Here is a 17,392-nt window from a genome sequence, read left to right on the forward strand (position 1 = left end):
TTCACGGGTTCATCTGTAGAATGTGAGCCCGTTTGCCGGGGTAGCCTGGCACCACCGCTTTGCCCGCGAGGGCATGTTTGCCCATTAGCATTTTCGAGAGACGGATGAACATCACCACCTTTGCAAAACGCCTTTGCCTGCTTATCCCGCTATTCACCGCACCTGCTGCGTTCGCAGTGGAACAGATGACGCCATCGGCGCCTCAGCTGGCTGCCAAGGCTTATGTGCTGATGGATGCCAACAGTGGCAACGTTCTGGTCGAAAACAACGGTGACCAGCGCCTCCCGCCGGCGAGTCTGACCAAGCTGATGACCGCTTACATCGCCACTCTGGAAATCCGTCGTGGTCAGATCGGCGAAAACGATCCTGTGACCATCAGCGAAAACGCCTGGCGTACCGGCGGTTCGCGGATGTTCCTCAAGGTCGGCAGCCAGGTCAGCGTCAGCGACCTGCTGCACGGCATCATCATTCAGTCGGGCAACGACGCCAGCGTTGCGCTCTCGGAGCACATCGCCGGTAGCGAAGATGCATTTGCTGACATGATGAACAAAACCGCCGGCGACCTGGGCATGGTCAACAGCCACTTCATGAACCCGACTGGCCTGCCGAACCCTGATCACTACGCTACCGCCCATGACATGGCGATCCTGGCGCGCGCGATCATCCACGAAGACCCGGCTCACTACGCGATCTACTCGCAGAAAGAGTTCTTCTGGAACGGCATCAAGCAACCGAACCGCAACTTGCTGCTGTGGCGTGACAAGACCGTCGATGGTCTGAAAACCGGGCACACCGAAGAAGCCGGCTACTGCATGGTGTCTTCGGCCGTGCGTGACGGCATGCGTCTGATCGCCGTGGTCTTCGGTACCAACAGCGAACAGGCTCGTGCCGCCGAAACCCAGAAGCTGCTGACCTACGGTTTCCGCTTCTTCGAAACCCAGACCTTCTATCAGAAGGGCACCGAGCTGGCTCAGGCGCCGGTCTGGAAAGGCGCAGAGCATCAGGTCAAGGCCGGCCTGGCTGAAGACCTGACCCTGACCATGCCAAAAGGCGAGATGAAGAAGCTGGCCGCCAGCATGACCATGAATCCGCAACTGGTTGCGCCTATCGCCAAAGGCGACGTAATCGGCAAGGTCGAGGTCAAACTTGACGACAAAGTCGTGCATAGCGCTAATCTCATCGCAATGGACGCGGTCGAGGAAGGTGGTATCTTCCGTCGCCTGTGGGATAGCATCCGCATGTTCTTCTACGGTCTGTTCAACTGATCAGAAATTGATCGTTCATTGATCGTCGCTCCGTACGCCCCTGCCGCTGATCGCGGTGGGGGACTGTCCGTTTTCCGGCTTACGAGGCCGTTACTGCCATGACAGATACCGAAGTAAAAGCACCGAAAATCGAATTCCCCTGCGCCGATTACCCGATCAAGATCATCGGCGACACGGGCGCGGGCTTCACCGAGAAAGTCATCGCGATCGTCAAGAAGCACGCCACGATCCTTGATGAGAAACAGGCCGAGCGCCAAAGCAGCAACGGCAAGTACACCACCTTGCAGTTGCACATTGTCGCGACCGGTCAGGATCAGCTCTACGACATCAACAGCGAGCTGCGGGCCACTGGCGTCGTACACATGGTGCTGTGATGGATGCGCGTCTGGGCTTTCGCGATCTTGGATTGATCGACTACGAGCCCACCTGGCAAGCCATGCAACGCTTCACCGACGGGCGCACGCGCGAGACCGCCGATGAAGTGTGGCTGGTGCAACACCCTCCGGTCTTTACTCAGGGACAGTCCGGAAAGCCTGAACATCTGTTACTGCCGGGAGATATTCCGGTGGTACAGGTCGATCGCGGTGGTCAAGTGACTTATCATGGCCCCGGACAGCTTGTGGCGTATCTGTTGCTGGACGTGCGTCGCCTGGGTTTTGGCGTGCGCGAACTGGTGACCCGGATCGAGCGCAGCCTGATCGATCTGCTGGCCAGTTACGGCGTAACGGCCGCAGCCAAGCCAGAAGCACCGGGGGTCTATGTCGATGGGGCGAAAATCGCTTCTCTGGGCCTTCGCATCCGTAACGGTTGTTCGTTTCATGGTCTGGCGCTCAACGTCGACATGGACCTGAACCCCTTCAAACGGATTAATCCCTGCGGGTATGCGGGGCTGGCGATGACCCAGCTGCGCGAACAGGCAGGCCCGATTGAATTTGCCGAGGTAAGTGCCCGGCTGCGTGCGCAGCTCGTCAAACACCTCGACTACGCTGAGCAGACGACCCTAACGGGCGGAATCGATTGATATGACTACTGCGCATGAGACGGCGGACGCCGTGCAAACCCTGATCCCGACAGCGAACCTGGCAACGCCAGAGCGCGCTGCACGTCCTAAAGTAGAAGCTGGCGTGAAGCTGCGCGGCGCGGAAAAAGTTGCGCGCATCCCGGTGAAGATCATTCCAACGGTTGAACTGCCGAAGAAGCCGGACTGGATTCGTGTCCGCATTCCGGTATCGCCCGAAGTCGACCGCATCAAGGCGTTGCTGCGCAAACACAAGCTGCACAGCGTTTGCGAAGAGGCTTCCTGCCCGAACCTGGGCGAGTGCTTCTCCGGTGGCACCGCGACCTTCATGATCATGGGCGACATCTGCACCCGTCGCTGCCCGTTCTGCGACGTCGGTCATGGCCGTCCGAAAGCCCTGGATACAGACGAGCCGAAGAACCTGGCCGTTGCCATTGCCGACCTGAAGCTCAAGTACGTGGTCATCACCTCGGTAGACCGCGACGACCTGCGCGACGGTGGTGCTCAGCACTTCGCCGACTGCATCCGTGAAATCCGCGCCCTGTCGCCGAACGTGCAGCTGGAAACGCTGGTTCCGGACTACCGTGGCCGCATGGACATCGCGCTGGAAATCACGGCCGCGACCCCTCCAGATGTGTTCAACCACAACCTGGAAACCGTGCCGCGTCTGTACAAGGCCGCGCGTCCGGGTTCGGACTACCAGTGGTCGCTGACCCTGCTCAAGCGCTTCAAGGAAATGGTCCCTCACGTGCCGACCAAATCCGGTTTGATGCTGGGTCTGGGCGAGACCGACGAGGAAGTGATCGAAGTGATGCATCGCATGCGCGAGCACAACATCGACATGCTGACCCTGGGCCAGTATCTGCAGCCTTCGCGCAGCCACTTGCCGGTGCAGCGCTTCGTTCACCCGGACACCTTCGCCTGGTTCGCCGAGGAGGGTTACAAGATGGGCTTCAAGAACGTTGCGTCGGGGCCGCTGGTGCGTTCTTCGTACCACGCTGACGAGCAGGCCAAGCTGACCAAGTCGCTGCTGACGGCGGGCTGATATCTCACGTTATCGACGTGCAACGCAAAACGGGCCGGATAGCAATATCCGGCCCGTTTTTGTTGTGCTGCCTTTGCAGGAGCGCGCTTGCCCGCGAACAGACGATCACGCGGTCTGTCAGGCAACCCCAGTGGTCTCAATCGCGGGCAAGCGCGCTCGTACAGAATCACTGATTCCCGCGTAATCCATTCAGCAGCTCATGCGTCGGATACCCATCCGCTGGCCAGCCAAACGCCTGCTGAGCGCTGCGGATTGCTTTACGGGTATTGGCGCCGATGATCCCGTCAGGGGCGCCGGCGTCGTATTGGCGGGCGGAGAGCAGGGTTTGCAGTTCGATCCGTTCCGAGCGACTGAGAGGGCGGTCACCGCGTGGCCATTGCCCCAGCACATAACCGCCGCCTGTGAAACGCTCGGACAACAGGCCGATACCCAAGGCATACGACGAGGAGTTGTTGTACTTGAGGATCGCGCGGAAGTTGTCCATCACCAGAAACGCAGGGCCCTTGTAGCCCGCCGGCAACAGCAGAGCGGCCTGTTGTTGCAGCAGATTGGCGGGCAATGCCGCGCCGGTGGGCAATTTCAGGCCCAGTTGCTGCCATTCTCCGATGGTCTTGCGGGTTGAAGCATCGGCCAGTGCGTAGTCGAAGCCCTGACGCAGCTGCACTTCGAAGCCCCACGGCTGGCCTTTCTGCCAGCCCGAGCTTTGCAGGTAGTGCGCGGTCGAGGCCAACGCATCCAGCGGAGAGTTCCAGATATCGCGGCGGCCGTCGCCGTCGAAGTCCACCGCGTGGGTGTTGTAAGTGGTGGGAATGAACTGCGTCTGCCCCATCGCACCGGCCCACGAGCCGAGCATGCTTGGCGCATCAATGTCGCCGTGCTGAATGATCTGAAGGGCGGCGATCAATTGATCCTGCGCGAACTGGGGACGACGACCCTCGTAGGCCAGCGTCGCCAGCGAGCGGATCACCGATTGAGTGCCCTGGAACTGACCGAAGCTGCTTTCCATGCCCCAGACTGCCACCAGCGCCTGACGGTCGACGCCATAGCGTTGCTCGATGGTGGTCAGGGCGTCGGCGTATTGAGTCAGCAGTGCCTGCCCCTTGCGCACGCGAACCGCAGACATCGCGCTGTCCAGGTATTCCCAGACCGGGCGGGTGAATTCCGGCTGACTGCGATCAGCCTTGACCACACTCATGTCAGGCGTCACGCCCGCGAAGGCAGCGTCGAATACGTCGGGGCGAATACCGGCATTCAAGGCTTGCGTGCGGAACATCGTCTGCCATTCGCTGAAGCTCATCGCCGGCTGGATTTCAAAATTGGCATCGTCTGGCTGGGCCACTGCGCTGGAGGCGGGCGGTGCAGCCTTTGCGACTTGCAGGGGAGCGGCTTGGAGAGGGGTGGCGACGGCAGCGGTGGGTTGCTCCGCGCAAGCGACCAGCACGAGAAGGCTGGAGGCGGCGATCAGCTGGCGTACATGCCAGCGACGGGGAAAGCTAAAGGGCATTCTGGGGTCCACAGGTATAAACCGTAAGGTGCAGACCTTAACATGCCGGCCCTGTCGTCGGGGCGCCGGTCAGTAACCTGAGGTGTTTTTCAGGCCGCCATAACGGAAGAAGCCTCCCAATCTCTCGACTGGAAGGCTTCGCGGCGGTAGCTGCCTTTGCCCTTGGTGGGTTGTTCCTGACGGCTGCGGAACAGTGGTTGGGCGATGATGGATTTGGCCTTGTTCGGCCGTTTCTTTGGCTTGCTCATGGCGGGTCTCTCTACTGGGGATGGGTGAAGCGGGGGCGATCATCGAACAGATGAGTACAGACGTCTAATTGATCTGCGCTATCGGTTTCGGTGAATACCCCTGTAGGAGCGCGCTTGCCCGCGATGGGGGTGTGTCAGACGCAAATTTGTCACGCCCCAGCCCACATCGCGGGCAAGCGCGCTCCTACGTCGCTGATGTCTCTCTACTCCGACGGCAGCGCCAGTCGTTGTCCGGCCATGAGCAGAGACAACCGGCTCAAGCTACTCCAGACCGAGCCTTCGGCCTGGCCCTTGATCTGCGCGTCGATGTGCTGAGCGTCCATCAGCAACTGACCCCAGCGCCGCGCGGAGTGGCGTTGCAGGGCTTTGCTCATCAGGGGTTTGCGCTTGTCCCAGATTGGAGGACGGGCCTGGCTGAACGCCTTGTCCAGCGGCACGCCCTGGCTGTATTGCAACGCAAGATTGGCCAGTACCCGCAACTCTCGAGACAGCGCCCAGAGAATCACCGGGGGTTCGACGCCTTCACCGCGCAGGCCTTCAAGCATTCGCAGCGCATGGGCGGCTTCCCCGTTGAGAATCGCGTCGGTGAGGCCGAACACGTCAAAGCGCGCACTGTCGGCCACCGCCGCCTGTACGGTTTCGACGGTGATCTGGCCCTCTTCGGCCATCAGCTTGAGTTTTTCGATTTCCTGAGCAGCGGCCAGCAGATTGCCCTCAACCCGAGCAGCGATCAGCTCAACGGCATCAGGACTCGCCGCCAGCCCGGACTGCGCCAGGCGCTGACGGATCCACTGCGGCAACTGACTGGCGTCCACCGGCCATATCTGCACGAACTGGGTTTGCGGGCCTTCGACCAGCGCCTTTCCCCACTTGGTTTTCTGCGCCGAGCCGTCGAGTTTGGGCAGGCTGATCAGCAGCAACGTGTCCTCGGCTGGCCGATTGCAGTATTCCAGCAGCGCTGCTGCGCCTTTATCTCCGGGTTTTCCAGAGGGCAGGCGTAATTCCAGCAGGCGCCGTTCTGCGAACAGCGACATGCTGGCACCGGCCTCCAGCAGTGTGCCCCAGTCGAAGCTTGAGTCGGCGCTGAAGACCTGGCGTTCATCGAAGCCCTGTTGGCGAGCGGCGGCACGAATGGCGTCGCAGGCTTCCTGGCATTGCAGCGGATCGTCACCGCTGACGATGTAGACGGGCGCCAGAGCACCTTGCAGGTGTTTGGAGAGTTGGGCGGGGGCGAGTTTCATGAGTCAGAAGAGCCTGGGGCCGGCGAACCGGCCCCAGTGCCATCACTTGGTAGGGAATTCGACGGGAGACTGCTGAGGCGTCTCGTCGCGAATACGCTGGGCAGCGGCTTCGGCATCAGCCTCTGCGCGAGCGGCAGCATCAGCCTTGGCCTGCAGTTCGTCCAGATGTTCAGGCGTCAAGAGTTGCAGGCGGGCGATCATCTTCTGTACCAGATCGTTGCGCATTTCTTTGCGGACCTGGTCGGCTTCCTGGTCGGAACCGATCAGGTTGTTGCCGTCGTGGATGAAGGTCTTGGTCGACTGCACGTTATCGTCCAGCAACAGAACATCCTTGGTGCCGTGGATTTCGTATTTCAGGACCGTAGTCAGCTCATACTCGGCCGAACGACCCGAGCCTGCGTAGCTGGCAGTGCGTTGGGTTTCATCTTCGCGAGCCAGGAACAACTTGTATTGAGCGCCGGTGTAAACGTGCACGCCACTGTTGCTCAGGGTCTGACGCAGTTGGGTGACGACCTGACCGTATGCATCACGGGCGCTTACGTCCAGTTCCTTGATCGACAGGGCGTTGGTGCCGGTGCCGCGCAGCTGGAAACCGCAGGCACTCAGCAACACCGCGAGGCCCATTACCAGCAAATTGCGTTTGATCATCTTGTTGCTCCCCTTGAATCCGTTTGAACCCGAAAGTGCGGGCCCTGGAAGTGTGTTCGGCGCCCGGCTGTGCCAGGCGCCCGATCCAAATCAGCTGGCGACGATGTTCACCAGTTTGCCGGGCACCACGATCACTTTGCGGATCGTCAGGCCGTCGATGAAGCGCAGCACGTTTTCGTTGATCCGTGCGGCGGCTTCGACTTCTTCGCGGCTTGCGCTGGCCGGCATTTCGATCTGACCGCGCAACTTGCCGTTGACCTGAATGACCAGCGTCAGGCTGTCCTGTACCAAGGCGCTTTCGTCCTGCACGGGCCAGGCTGCGTCGATCACAGCATCGGCGTGACCCAACTGGTTCCACAGTTCATGGCTGATGTGCGGTGTGATCGGCGCCAGCAGCAGGGTCACGGTTTCGAGCCCCTCGTGAAGCAGCGCGCGGTCCTGTTCGGTCGCTTGCGCGGCTTTTTCCAGCACGTTCATCAGCGTCATCACCTGAGCGATGGCGGTGTTGAATTTGTGGTTCTGGCCAACATCGTGCCCGGCCTGCTTGATCGCCAGGTGAATCGAGCGGCGAACGGCCTTCTGATCGTCAGTCAGGTTGGCAACGTCAAGTTTGCCCGGCAGCCCTTGAGATACGTGGGCCTGAGCCAGACGCCAGACGCGCTTGAGGAAGCGGTGCGAGCCTTCGACGCCGGAGTCGGACCATTCGGCGCTCATGTCCGGCGGAGAAGCGAACATCATGAACAGACGGCAGGTGTCAGCGCCGAACTGGTCGATCATCGACTGAGGGTCGACGCCGTTGTTCTTGGATTTGGCCATCTTCTCGGTGCCGCCGATTTCCACCGGCAGACCGTCGGCGATCAGCCTGGCGCTGATGACCTTGGCTTTGCTGTCACGTTCGAGTTCGACGTCCGCAGGGTTGAACCAGGTGTAAGCGCCGTTGGCTTCGCGGCGATAATAGGTCTCGGCGATCACCATGCCTTGGGTCAGCAGGTTCTTGAAAGGCTCGTTGGAGCTCACCAGGCCTTCGTCACGCATCAGCTTGTGGAAGAAACGCGCGTAAAGCAGGTGCAGGATCGCGTGTTCGATGCCGCCGATGTACTGATCCACCGGCAACCAGTGATCAGCCGCCGATTTCTCTACCAGGCCACCTTCGAAGTGTGGCGAGGCGTAGCGGGCGTAGTACCACGACGACTCGACAAAGGTGTCCATGGTGTCGGTTTCACGCTTGGCAGGCTGTCCGCATTTCGGGCAGTTGCATTCGTAGAATTCCGGCATGCGGGCCAGTGGCGAACCTGCGCCGTCCGGCACCACGTCTTCCGGCAGTACGACCGGCAGTTGATCTTCCGGGACCGGCACGTCGCCACATGCGTCGCAGTGAATGATCGGGATCGGGCAGCCCCAATAACGCTGGCGGCTGATGCCCCAGTCGCGCAGACGGAACTGAGTGCGCGATTTGCCGAGTTCTTTCTTGATCAGCGCGACTTCTATGGCATCGAACGCGCCGGAGAAGTCCAGTCCGTCGAATTCGCCGGAGTTGATCAGCTCGCCGTGTTCGCCATAGGCGTCCTGCCACGGAGCCGGGGATTGGTCACCCGCGCTGGTGCGCACCACCGATTTGATCGGCAGGTTGTACTTGGTGGCGAATTCGAAGTCACGCTCGTCATGCGCCGGTACCGCCATGACAGCGCCATCGCCGTAATGCATCAGCACATAGTTGGCGACCCAGACTGGCAGTTTTTCGCCCGTCAGCGGGTGCTCGACGAACAGCGAGGTCGGCAGGCCTTTCTTTTCCTGCGTGGCAACGTCGGCTTCGGCGACGCTGCCGCTCTTGCATTCGTTGATGAACGCCTGCAACTCAGGGTCGTTCTGCGCGGCGAGTGTCGCCAGCGGGTGCTCGGCGGCAACGGCGACGTAGGTCGCACCCATCAGGGTGTCCGGGCGGGTGGTGAAAACCTTCAGGGCACCGGCTTCGCCGATCGAGGCCTGGTCGTACGGGAACTGAACTTCCATACCCCGAGACTTGCCGATCCAGTTGCGCTGCATGGTCTTGACCTGCTCAGGCCAGCCCGGCAATTCGTCGAGGCTCTCCAGCAGTTCATCGGCGTAGGCCGTGATCTTGAAGTAGTACATCGGGATTTCGCGTTTTTCGATGACCGCGCCCGAACGCCAGCCTCGGCCGTCGATGACCTGCTCGTTGGCCAGAACGGTCTGGTCGACCGGGTCCCAGTTCACGGTGCCGTTCTTGCGGTAGATCACGCCTTTTTCGAACAGGCGAGTGAACAGCCATTGTTCCCAGCGGTAGTAATCGGGCTTGCAGGTGGTGACTTCGCGCGACCAGTCGACCGCCAGGCCCAGGCTGCGCAGCTGGGTCTTCATGTAGGCGATGTTTTCGTAGGTCCACTTGGCCGGAGCGACGTTGTTCTTCATCGCGGCGTTCTCAGCCGGCATGCCGAACGCGTCCCAACCCATCGGTTGCAGGACATTCTTGCCGAGCATGCGCTGGTAGCGGGAGATCACGTCGCCGATGGTGTAGTTGCGCACGTGGCCCATGTGTAGCTTGCCGCTGGGGTAAGGGAACATCGACAGGCAGTAGTAAGTCTCCTTGCCTGGCTGTTCGCTGACTTCAAAAGACTTTTGCTCGTCCCAGAACGACTGAGCGGCGGCTTCGATTTCACGGGGCTGATAGAGTTCGTGCATGGCTACTTTTGACTAGAGATTGGTGACCCTTGACCTCTTCGCTGCGTTCCCGGGTCAGACAGGCTTCGCTTGCCTGGCTGTGCCTTCGGCGATGCGATGCGGTCGGGTCCGGGTGAGCGGAAGTGGAATTACAGGAAAGCGCCGTAGCATACATGAGCCCGAAGGATCGAGGGAAACCCAGATTGTGCTCCTGACTTGCACACAAGCCCCGGCAGCCGCCGTTGGTCGCGGCATCGCGCCGGTTTTTGCAGTGCCGCTAAGCTCATTTACGAGGGTATGTGTTTATCTTCAGTGAGGTGAACGGATGGCAGAGCTGCGGCACCAAGTAAAGAAACCTGATCTGTATGACCGTTTGATTGATCGTCTGGGGTTGGCTCTGGACATGGCGAAAACGGCAGTCCGGCTTCGCAATGAACACCCCGCTGAGCTGGAGTTGCGTGGATTGAGCCACGCCGAATTCCAGCTGATCGAGGCGTATCTGGAGTCCTGTCCAGACAAGAATCGAGTCGTTGTAATAGAGGATGCACTGAACACAAAGAAGGGGAGTTCCAGCACTTCACGGGAACCATCGGAGCCGGTGCGCGCCCCGCACACTTCAGCCAATGTCATCTGGCTGAAGGACCAGCGTCGCGCCAAGGTGTCGGCAAAGTTGAGTCGTTACAGTTCCAGTAAACATTTCAAGCGTTAACCTTTACGGGTGCTAACCCCGTCTGATTAAGCATTGTTGCTTAGCGTCAATCCTTTTAGGCTTCGGGCATCTGTTGGAGATGCCCGATGCCTTTTCGTTACTTCATCAAGAATCTGTTGCTGCCCCCCGGCATTTTTCTGCTGCTCCTGGTGTTGGCCTGGTGGCTGAGAAATGCTCGGCCGCGTCTGGCCCGTTCGCTGTTCGTGATCGCGCTGGTTGGCCTGTGGGCCATGAGTCTGCCGATTGTGGTGGAGTGGGCCGCCAAGGGAATCGAGCGAATCCCGCCATTACCGCAGAGCCAGTGGGCAACCTTGGCGCAACACGCCGATGCCATCGTAGTCCTGGGGTCGGGGCGTGAGCGCAATGATCCAAGCTGGAACGCTGACATTCCCACCGGCGTTGCCCTTGAGCGCATGCGATATGCCGCGCGCATGGCGAAAGCATCGGGGTTGCCGATCCTTGTGACCGGTGGTCTGCATTACGGCGAGCCGCCTAGCGAGGCGGCGATCATGGCCGAATCGCTGCAGAACGATTTCGGGGTGACGGTGCGTTGGCAAGAGGGCGAGAGCCGCACGACCTGGGAAAACGCCACGCTGACCGCTGCGGTGTTACAGCCGCTGGGTATCAAGCGCGTGGTTGTGGTGACCCAGGCCTGGCATATGCCGCGTTCTGTCTGGAGTTTCGAGAAAGCGGGCTTCACTGTCGTGCCAGCACCCGTGGGGTTCCTGAGTGTGGATAACGCCCGGCCTTTTGGCGGCTGGACGCCGGAGGCCAGGGCTGTCGGGCAGAGTGGACAGTTACTGAACGAAGCGGCGGGGATGGTGGGGTACCGGTTGTTTTACAGATGATCTGTATGGGACGGCGATCTGAAGATCGTACCCACGCAGAGCGTGGAAACGATCTTCACAACGATCTTCATCCGGTCAAACCGCCTTGGCAATCCGGCTCGCCAGCAGCGCCCAGCCAATCAGCAGCACCGAAATAATGATCAACGGCCATGACCGCCAGTGCAGGTAAGGCGTCAGGTTTTGCATGGGCGTGACTTCGCCATACATCACTGCGCGTTCGAACTGCGGCACAGTGGTGGTGATCTTGCCGAACGGGTCGATCAAGGCACTCACTCCGTTATTGGTGGCGCGGATCATCCAGCGGCCGGCTTCCAGGGCTCGCATCTGCGCCATCTGCAGGTGCTGCAGCGGACCGATCGACGTGCCGAACCAGGTGTCGTTGCTCACCGTCAGCAGCAGATCGCTCTGAGCGGACAGACTGGCAGCGAACTCCGGATAGACCACTTCGTAGCAGATGAATGGCGCGATCTGGTAACCCTTGGCCTGCAACAGCGGCTGTTCGGCAGGGCCTCGGGCGAAATCGGACATCGGCAGGTTGAAGAAGGTGATCAGCCCACGCAACAAATCCTGCAAAGGCACGTACTCGCCAAATGGCACCAGTTTCTGCTTCAAATAGGTACCATCACCTTCACCGGTCACTGTAATCGCGTTGTAGTAGCGATACTCACCGCGACCGCCTTTCTGGCGCAGCGGCACACCGGTAATCAGCGCCGAATTGCGTTCAGCGGCGAACTTGCCCATCACCGATAAATAGCCTTCGACCGATTCCTTGAGCACCGGTACGGCGGTCTCTGGCCAGACGATCAGGTCTGCTTTTTGCGAGGTGAAAGTCATGTCCCGGTACAGCGCCAGTTGCGCATTCAGTGCTGCCGGGTCCCATTTCATGCTCTGCTCGACGTTGCCCTGCATCGCCGCGACTTTCAGCGGCGCCCCGGAAGGCTCGGTCCATGGGTGGCCCTTGAGTGCAACGCCAATGACCCAAGGGGCCAGCAACAGCACGATGCCTGCGGCCAGAAAGCTTTTGCGAGCGCGCAGGCGGGGCAGGTTGCAGAGCAGCGCGGCGGTCAGCGCCAGAGAAAAGGAAATCAGCCACATCCCACCCAGCGGTGCGAGACCTTCGAGCGGCCCGTCCAGCTGGCTGTACCCGGAGTAGAGCCAGGGGAAGCCAGTCAGGAACCAGCCCCGAAACATTTCCTGGCCGAACCACAGGGCTGCAAACGCCAGGGCGTCCGCCAAAGGAGCCTCGTTACGCCGAATCCATCGCGCCCAGAGCCACGCTGGCAGGGCGAAAAAGAACGCCACCGATGCGCAGAACAGCACCATCAGGAACACCGCCAGCCAGACCGGCGCTTCTCCGTAGGTGTGAATGCTGACGTAGATCCAGCTCGTGCCGCCGCCGAAGAGACCGAAGCCGTAGCTCCAGCCGCGCCACAACGCCTGGCGGGGTTTGAGGTCGCGCAGACCGAGATAGAAGACCACCAGCGCGACGATCGCCAGTGGCCAGATATCGAACGGCGCCAGGGCCAGTGTGATCAGCGCGCCAGCCACCATGGCCAGCAGGTTACCGGGCCAGCCGGGGCGGGTGATCCAGCGCATTTACATTCCTTAGTACGGGATACGACGTTATGAACGCGAGATCGGGCTCAGACGCAACAGGTGAATGCGGCGGCTGTCAGCGTTCAGGATGCGGAAACGATACGCGCCGATTTCGGTGATTTCGTTACGCTTGGGCAGGTGCCCGAACGCGTTCATCACCAGGCCACCGACGGTGTCGAATTCGTCATCGGAGAATTCGCTGTCGAAGAACTCGTTGAAGCTCTCGATGGGCGTCAGCGCCTTGACCAGGAAGTCGCCGCTGGGCAGCGGTTTGATGTAGCTGTCTTCCTCAACATCGTGTTCGTCTTCGATGTCGCCGACGATCTGCTCAAGCACGTCTTCAATGGTCACCAGACCGGCCACGCCGCCGTACTCGTCAATGACGATGGCCATGTGGTTGTGGTTGGCTCGGAACTCACGCAGCAGCACGTTCAGTCGCTTGGATTCGGGCACGAAGGTCGCCGGGCGCAACAGGTTCTTGACGTCGCCGGCACCGCCGTTGTCCTTGAGAATCAGGGGCAGCAGGTCTTTGGCCAGCAGCACGCCGAGTACATCGTCGTGGCTCTCGCCGATCACCGGGTAGCGCGAGTGCGCGGAATCGATCACCGCCGGCAGGAATTCACGAGGGCTCTGGCTGGCCTTGATGCTGATCATCTGCGAACGCGGCACCATGATGTCGCGCACCTGCAGGTCCGCGACCTGAATGGCACCCTCGACAATGGCCAGCGCTTCGCTGTCCAGCAGTTTGTTCTGGTGGGCTTCGCGCAGCAGCTCCAGCAGCTCCTGGCGGTTTTTCGGCTCATGGGCAAATGCCTGGGTCAGTTTGCCCAACCATGACTTTTGCCCGTTGCTCGATCGGTCTTCGCTCATAGCCCTTACTCGTGGTCCTTGCCTGGTGTTTCTGTGTTTGGGGTGTCGACGCGTTCATCGTCGGCATAGGGATCCGGATAGCCCAGCTCTGCTAGCAACTCCCGTTCCAGCGCTTCCATCTCTTCGGCTTCGTCATCGTCGATGTGATCGTAGCCCAACAAATGCAGGCAGCCGTGAATCGTCAGATGCGCCCAGTGAGCATCCAGTGCCTTGCCCTGTTCAGCAGCTTCGCGGGCCACGACGGGAACGCAAATCACCAGATCACCCAGCAAGGGGATATCGAGCAGTTCGTCGGGAACGTCGGCAGGAAACGACAGGACATTGGTGGCGTAGTCTTTGTGCCGCCAGGTGTGATTCAGTTCCCGGCCTTCGACTTCGTCGACCAGGCGGATGGTCATCTCTGAATCAGCCGTGCGCTGGCGCAAGCCCATTTCACACCAGAGGCGGAACTGGGCTTCGCCAGGGGCCGGGGCAAGACTTGCAACCTGCAGATCCAGCTCAAGCATCGCGGCGGTTATCCCGAGAGCCGCTCTGATCGTTGCGTTCTTCGAAGCGCTCGTAGGCTTCGACGATGCGCTGCACCAATGGATGGCGCACGACGTCCTTGGGCTTGAAATGGGTGAAACTGATGCCGGGCACGTCCTTGAGCACTTCGATGACGTGGGTCAGCCCGGATTTCGTGCCCTTGGGCAGGTCGATCTGGGTGATGTCACCGGTGATCACGGCGGTGGAACCGAAGCCGATGCGGGTCAGGAACATCTTCATCTGCTCGACGGTGGTGTTCTGACTCTCGTCGAGAATGATGAAGCTGTTATTAAGGGTCCGGCCGCGCATATAGGCCAGCGGAGCGACTTCGATCACCTGTTTTTCGATCAGCTTGGCCACGTATTCGAAACCCAGCATCTCGTAGAGGGCGTCGTAGAGCGGTCGCAGGTACGGGTCGATCTTCTGCGCCAGATCGCCGGGCAGGAAGCCGAGCTTTTCGCCCGCTTCGACCGCCGGACGAACCAGCAGGATGCGACGAATCGTTTCGCGCTCCAGTGCGTCCACGGCAGCAGCCACGGCAAGGTAGGTCTTGCCGGTACCGGCAGGCCCGATGCCGAAGTTGATGTCGTTGGCGAGAATTTCCTTCACGTACCGCTGCTGATTCAGGCCGCGAGGGCGAATCATGCCTTTTTTGGTACGCAGGGCTACGCCGACTTCGGCGGCAGGGTGGTTGTCCAGCTCTTCGACGCCGGATTCCTGCAGGAACAGATGGACCATGTCCGGCGAAAGTTCGGTACTTTTGGTTTCCCGATACAGTCGGCGCAACAGGTTTTCTGCCGAAGTGGTCTGTTTGCGCTCGCCAATCATCTCGAACTGGCCTCCGCGATTGCGGATCTCGATGTCCAGGCGCTGTTCGATCAAGCGCAAGTGCTCGTCGAATTGCCCGCACAGATTTGCGAAGCGATGGGCCTCGATAGGTTCGAGGCTGAAACGATGTGGTTCGATAGGTGCGTTCAAAGTGGTTTTTAGCCGCCCGACGGCAATTAAGGTGAAATGAAGGATAACCCCTGTGGGCAGTGTCCGAAAGGGCTCACTTACTAATGGTTGGATAAGCCACCGCCACGGGCTCTGTAGGAGAGAGCTGTGCACTGCTTTTGTAGCAGTCCGGCTTGTAGGCGGCGGGGGACTTGAAATCGTCTCCGCCGGCAAGCCGGACTGCTACACGGTTTAGCGTTGCGTATAGATAGGGGCGTTTTGACTTATTGCAACAACGACCCGCGCAGCGAGTGCGGTTGCGCGCTGTCGATGTAGACGTCAGCGAACTGGCCGATCAGCTTTGGGTTGTCGCAGCGGAAATTGACGATGCGGTTGTTCTCGGTGCGGCCCTGCAATTCGCCCGGATCCTTCTTCGAATAGTCGGTCACCAGGATGCGCTGCACGGTGCCCGCCATCTTGCGGCTGATTTCATAGCCCTGGCGATTGATCAGATCCTGCAATTGCTTGAGACGCTCCTTTTTCACCTCTTCAGGCGTATCGTCGGCAAGGTCGGCAGCTGGCGTGCCCGGGCGCGAGCTGTAGACGAAGGAGTAGGAGAAGTCCATGCCCACGTCTTCCACCAGCTTCATGGTCTGCAGGTGGTCCTTTTCGGTTTCGCCGGGGAAGCCAACGATGAAGTCCGAACTGATGCAGATATCCGGCACCGCTGCCCGCAGTTTGCGTAGGCGCGACTTGTACTCGAGGACGGTGTGGTTGCGCTTCATCGCCGCCAGGATCCGGTCCGATCCTGACTGCACCGGCAAATGCAGGTGTTTGACCAGTTCCGGCACCTCGGCGTGGGCCTGGATCAGGCTGTCCGAGAACTCCAGAGGATGGGAGGTGGTGTAGCGAATGCGGTCGATGCCGTCGATGGCCGCCACCACGCGAATCAGCTCGGCCAGATCTGCCACGCGGCCATCGTGAGTCGTGCCGCGATAGCCGTTGACGTTCTGGCCGAGCAGGGTCACTTCACGCACGCCGTTTTCGGCGAGGTGGAAGACTTCGGTGATCACGTCGTCGAATGGACGGCTGACTTCTTCGCCACGGGTGTAGGGCACCACGCAAAACGTGCAGTATTTGCTGCAGCCTTCCATGACCGACACATAAGCGCTCGGGCCATCGACACGCGGCTCGGGCAGGTGATCGAATTTTTCGATTTCCGGGAACGAGACGTCCACCTGCGGAAGGCGAGTGATGCGCGCGGCGTCGATCATTTCCGGCAGGCGATGCAGGGTCTGCGGACCGAAAACGACATCGACGTAGGGCGCGCGATCACGAATCGCCGCGCCTTCCTGGCTGGCCACGCAACCGCCTACAGCGATCACCATTTCCGGGTTCGCCAGTTTCAGTTCGCGCCAGCGGCCAAGCTGGGAATAGACGCGATCCTGTGCCCGCTCGCGGATCGAGCAGGTGTTGAGCAGGATGACGTCGGCATCCTCCGCGCGCGCGGTGACTTCCAGTGCTTGATGTTCGCCCAGCAGATCGACCATGCGCGAGCTGTCGTACTCGTTCATCTGGCAGCCGTGGGTTTCGATGTAAAGCTTCTTGGCCATGCGGGTTCATCAGGTGATTCAAAGAACCGCGCATTATAGTGACCGCGGGCTCGGCTTCCTAGCGTCGTCTAACGAGCGGCATGCTATAGTTCGTGCCCTTTTTCAAACCGCGATCACTGCCTGCCTGTTATGACCAAACGCGAAGCTCCAATCTACAAGGTGATTTTTCTCAACCAGGGACAGGTGTATGAAATGTACGCCAAGCAGATCTATCAAAGTGATCTGTGGGGATTTCTGGAAGTGGAGGAATTCGTCTTCGGTGAGCGTACGACCGTGGTGGTAGACCCTAGCGAAGAGAAGCTCAAGGCGCAGTTCGACGGCGTGGTGCGCAGCTTTGTGCCGATGCATTCGATCGTGCGTATCGATGAGGTCGAGCGGATGGGGACGGCGAAGATCAGTGAGGCGCGTCAGACCGGGAATGTCATGCCGTTTCCGATGCCGATGCCTGATAAGTGAGTTTTTAGCAGGGTTTCTGCGGCGCTGGGTTTGGGGTGTATATCTGTTATTTGTGGCGCCGATGGGATCTGGCTAACGCCAGACCTGTTTCGCCTTCGGCGAGTCACTTTTGAAAAGCCCTCCATGTCAGGATAGTTGTCGCTTCTTCTATAGATGGAGGGCGTAGGACTGTCACATGAAACAACGCCGCTATT

General features: G+C 60.1%; 17 protein-coding genes. 7 read left to right on the top strand and 10 right to left on the bottom strand.

Annotated elements, in window-relative coordinates; genetic code table 11:
• Window positions 1-104: 104 nt before the first annotated feature.
• The 4 genes from D3M70_RS06480 (at window position 105) to lipA (ending at window position 3,328) form a co-directional block, all read left to right on the top strand.
• Complete coding sequence (locus tag D3M70_RS06480; RefSeq protein WP_120125035.1) at window positions 105-1,265, top strand: D-alanyl-D-alanine carboxypeptidase family protein; 1,161 nt, start codon at window positions 105-107, stop codon at window positions 1,263-1,265.
• 98 nt (window positions 1,266-1,363) lie between these two features.
• Window positions 1,364-1,639, top strand: coding sequence for a DUF493 domain-containing protein (locus D3M70_RS06485; protein WP_120125036.1), 276 nt, complete (start codon window positions 1,364-1,366; stop codon window positions 1,637-1,639).
• The gene (gene lipB / locus D3M70_RS06490) at window positions 1,639-2,286 is read left to right on the top strand and encodes a lipoyl(octanoyl) transferase LipB (RefSeq protein ID WP_120125037.1); all 648 of its coding nucleotides are present in this window, start codon (window positions 1,639-1,641) and stop codon (window positions 2,284-2,286) included. The genes D3M70_RS06485 and lipB overlap by 1 nt, the downstream gene beginning before the upstream one ends.
• Window position 2,287: 1 nt before the next feature.
• Complete coding sequence (gene lipA, locus D3M70_RS06495; RefSeq protein ID WP_120125038.1) at window positions 2,288-3,328, top strand: lipoyl synthase; 1,041 nt, start codon at window positions 2,288-2,290, stop codon at window positions 3,326-3,328.
• A gap of 166 nt (window positions 3,329-3,494) precedes the next feature.
• Here the strand turns inward: lipA and D3M70_RS06500 are convergent, their stop codons facing one another.
• From D3M70_RS06500 to leuS, 5 genes are all read right to left on the bottom strand, one after another.
• Window positions 3,495-4,832: a lytic murein transglycosylase gene (locus tag D3M70_RS06500; RefSeq protein ID WP_120125039.1), complete on the bottom strand. Its 1,338-nt coding sequence runs from the start codon at window positions 4,830-4,832 to the stop codon at window positions 3,495-3,497.
• A gap of 89 nt (window positions 4,833-4,921) precedes the next feature.
• Window positions 4,922-5,080, bottom strand: coding sequence for an alternative ribosome rescue factor ArfA (gene arfA / locus D3M70_RS06505; RefSeq protein ID WP_081569295.1), 159 nt, complete (start codon window positions 5,078-5,080; stop codon window positions 4,922-4,924).
• A gap of 203 nt (window positions 5,081-5,283) precedes the next feature.
• Entirely contained in the window at window positions 5,284-6,321 is a 1,038-nt protein-coding gene (gene holA / locus D3M70_RS06510; RefSeq protein WP_120125040.1) for a DNA polymerase III subunit delta, read from the bottom strand.
• A gap of 42 nt (window positions 6,322-6,363) precedes the next feature.
• A complete protein-coding gene (gene lptE, locus D3M70_RS06515; protein ID WP_120125041.1) occupies window positions 6,364-6,969 on the bottom strand; it encodes an LPS assembly lipoprotein LptE in 606 nt (201 codons plus the stop codon).
• 90 nt (window positions 6,970-7,059) lie between these two features.
• Entirely contained in the window at window positions 7,060-9,666 is a 2,607-nt protein-coding gene (leuS, locus tag D3M70_RS06520; protein ID WP_120125042.1) for a leucine--tRNA ligase, read from the bottom strand.
• Window positions 9,667-9,970: 304 nt separating this feature from the next.
• Between leuS and D3M70_RS06525 the strand changes: the two genes are divergently transcribed.
• Window positions 9,971-10,354 (top strand): hypothetical protein, encoded by a 384-nt coding sequence (locus tag D3M70_RS06525; protein ID WP_120125043.1) that lies wholly within the window; start codon window positions 9,971-9,973, stop codon window positions 10,352-10,354.
• 86 nt (window positions 10,355-10,440) lie between these two features.
• On the top strand, window positions 10,441-11,202 hold the full coding sequence (locus tag D3M70_RS06530) for a YdcF family protein (protein WP_120125044.1): 762 nt from the start codon (window positions 10,441-10,443) through the stop codon (window positions 11,200-11,202).
• Window positions 11,203-11,277: 75 nt separating this feature from the next.
• Here D3M70_RS06530 and lnt read toward each other — a convergent pair whose 3' ends face one another.
• The 5 genes from lnt to miaB all read right to left on the bottom strand — a co-directional run bounded on the left by lnt (window position 11,278) and on the right by miaB (window position 16,742).
• Window positions 11,278-12,798 carry an apolipoprotein N-acyltransferase gene (lnt, locus tag D3M70_RS06535; protein ID WP_120125045.1) on the bottom strand — a complete coding sequence of 507 codons (1,521 nt, stop codon included), beginning with the start codon at window positions 12,796-12,798 and terminating at the stop codon, window positions 11,278-11,280.
• A 27-nt stretch (window positions 12,799-12,825) separates the two neighbouring features.
• Complete coding sequence (locus tag D3M70_RS06540; RefSeq protein WP_074757034.1) at window positions 12,826-13,668, bottom strand: HlyC/CorC family transporter; 843 nt, start codon at window positions 13,666-13,668, stop codon at window positions 12,826-12,828.
• Window positions 13,669-13,673: 5 nt separating this feature from the next.
• Complete coding sequence (ybeY, locus tag D3M70_RS06545) at window positions 13,674-14,174, bottom strand: rRNA maturation RNase YbeY (protein WP_120125046.1); 501 nt, start codon at window positions 14,172-14,174, stop codon at window positions 13,674-13,676.
• Window positions 14,167-15,171 (bottom strand): PhoH family protein, encoded by a 1,005-nt coding sequence (locus D3M70_RS06550; RefSeq protein ID WP_120125047.1) that lies wholly within the window; start codon window positions 15,169-15,171, stop codon window positions 14,167-14,169. The genes ybeY and D3M70_RS06550 overlap by 8 nt, the downstream gene beginning before the upstream one ends.
• Before the next feature lie 242 nt (window positions 15,172-15,413).
• Window positions 15,414-16,742, bottom strand: coding sequence for a tRNA (N6-isopentenyl adenosine(37)-C2)-methylthiotransferase MiaB (miaB, locus tag D3M70_RS06555; protein ID WP_120125048.1), 1,329 nt, complete (start codon window positions 16,740-16,742; stop codon window positions 15,414-15,416).
• Between the two features lie 129 nt (window positions 16,743-16,871).
• On the opposite strand from miaB, the gene D3M70_RS06560 reads away from it, so the two are divergent.
• Complete coding sequence (locus tag D3M70_RS06560; RefSeq protein ID WP_062384926.1) at window positions 16,872-17,198, top strand: DUF1820 family protein; 327 nt, start codon at window positions 16,872-16,874, stop codon at window positions 17,196-17,198.
• Window positions 17,199-17,392: the final 194 nt, after the last annotated feature.

Origin of the sequence: Pseudomonas sp. LS-2 (genome assembly GCF_003605735.1) — a bacterium.
Lineage (GTDB): Bacteria > Pseudomonadota > Gammaproteobacteria > Pseudomonadales > Pseudomonadaceae > Aquipseudomonas.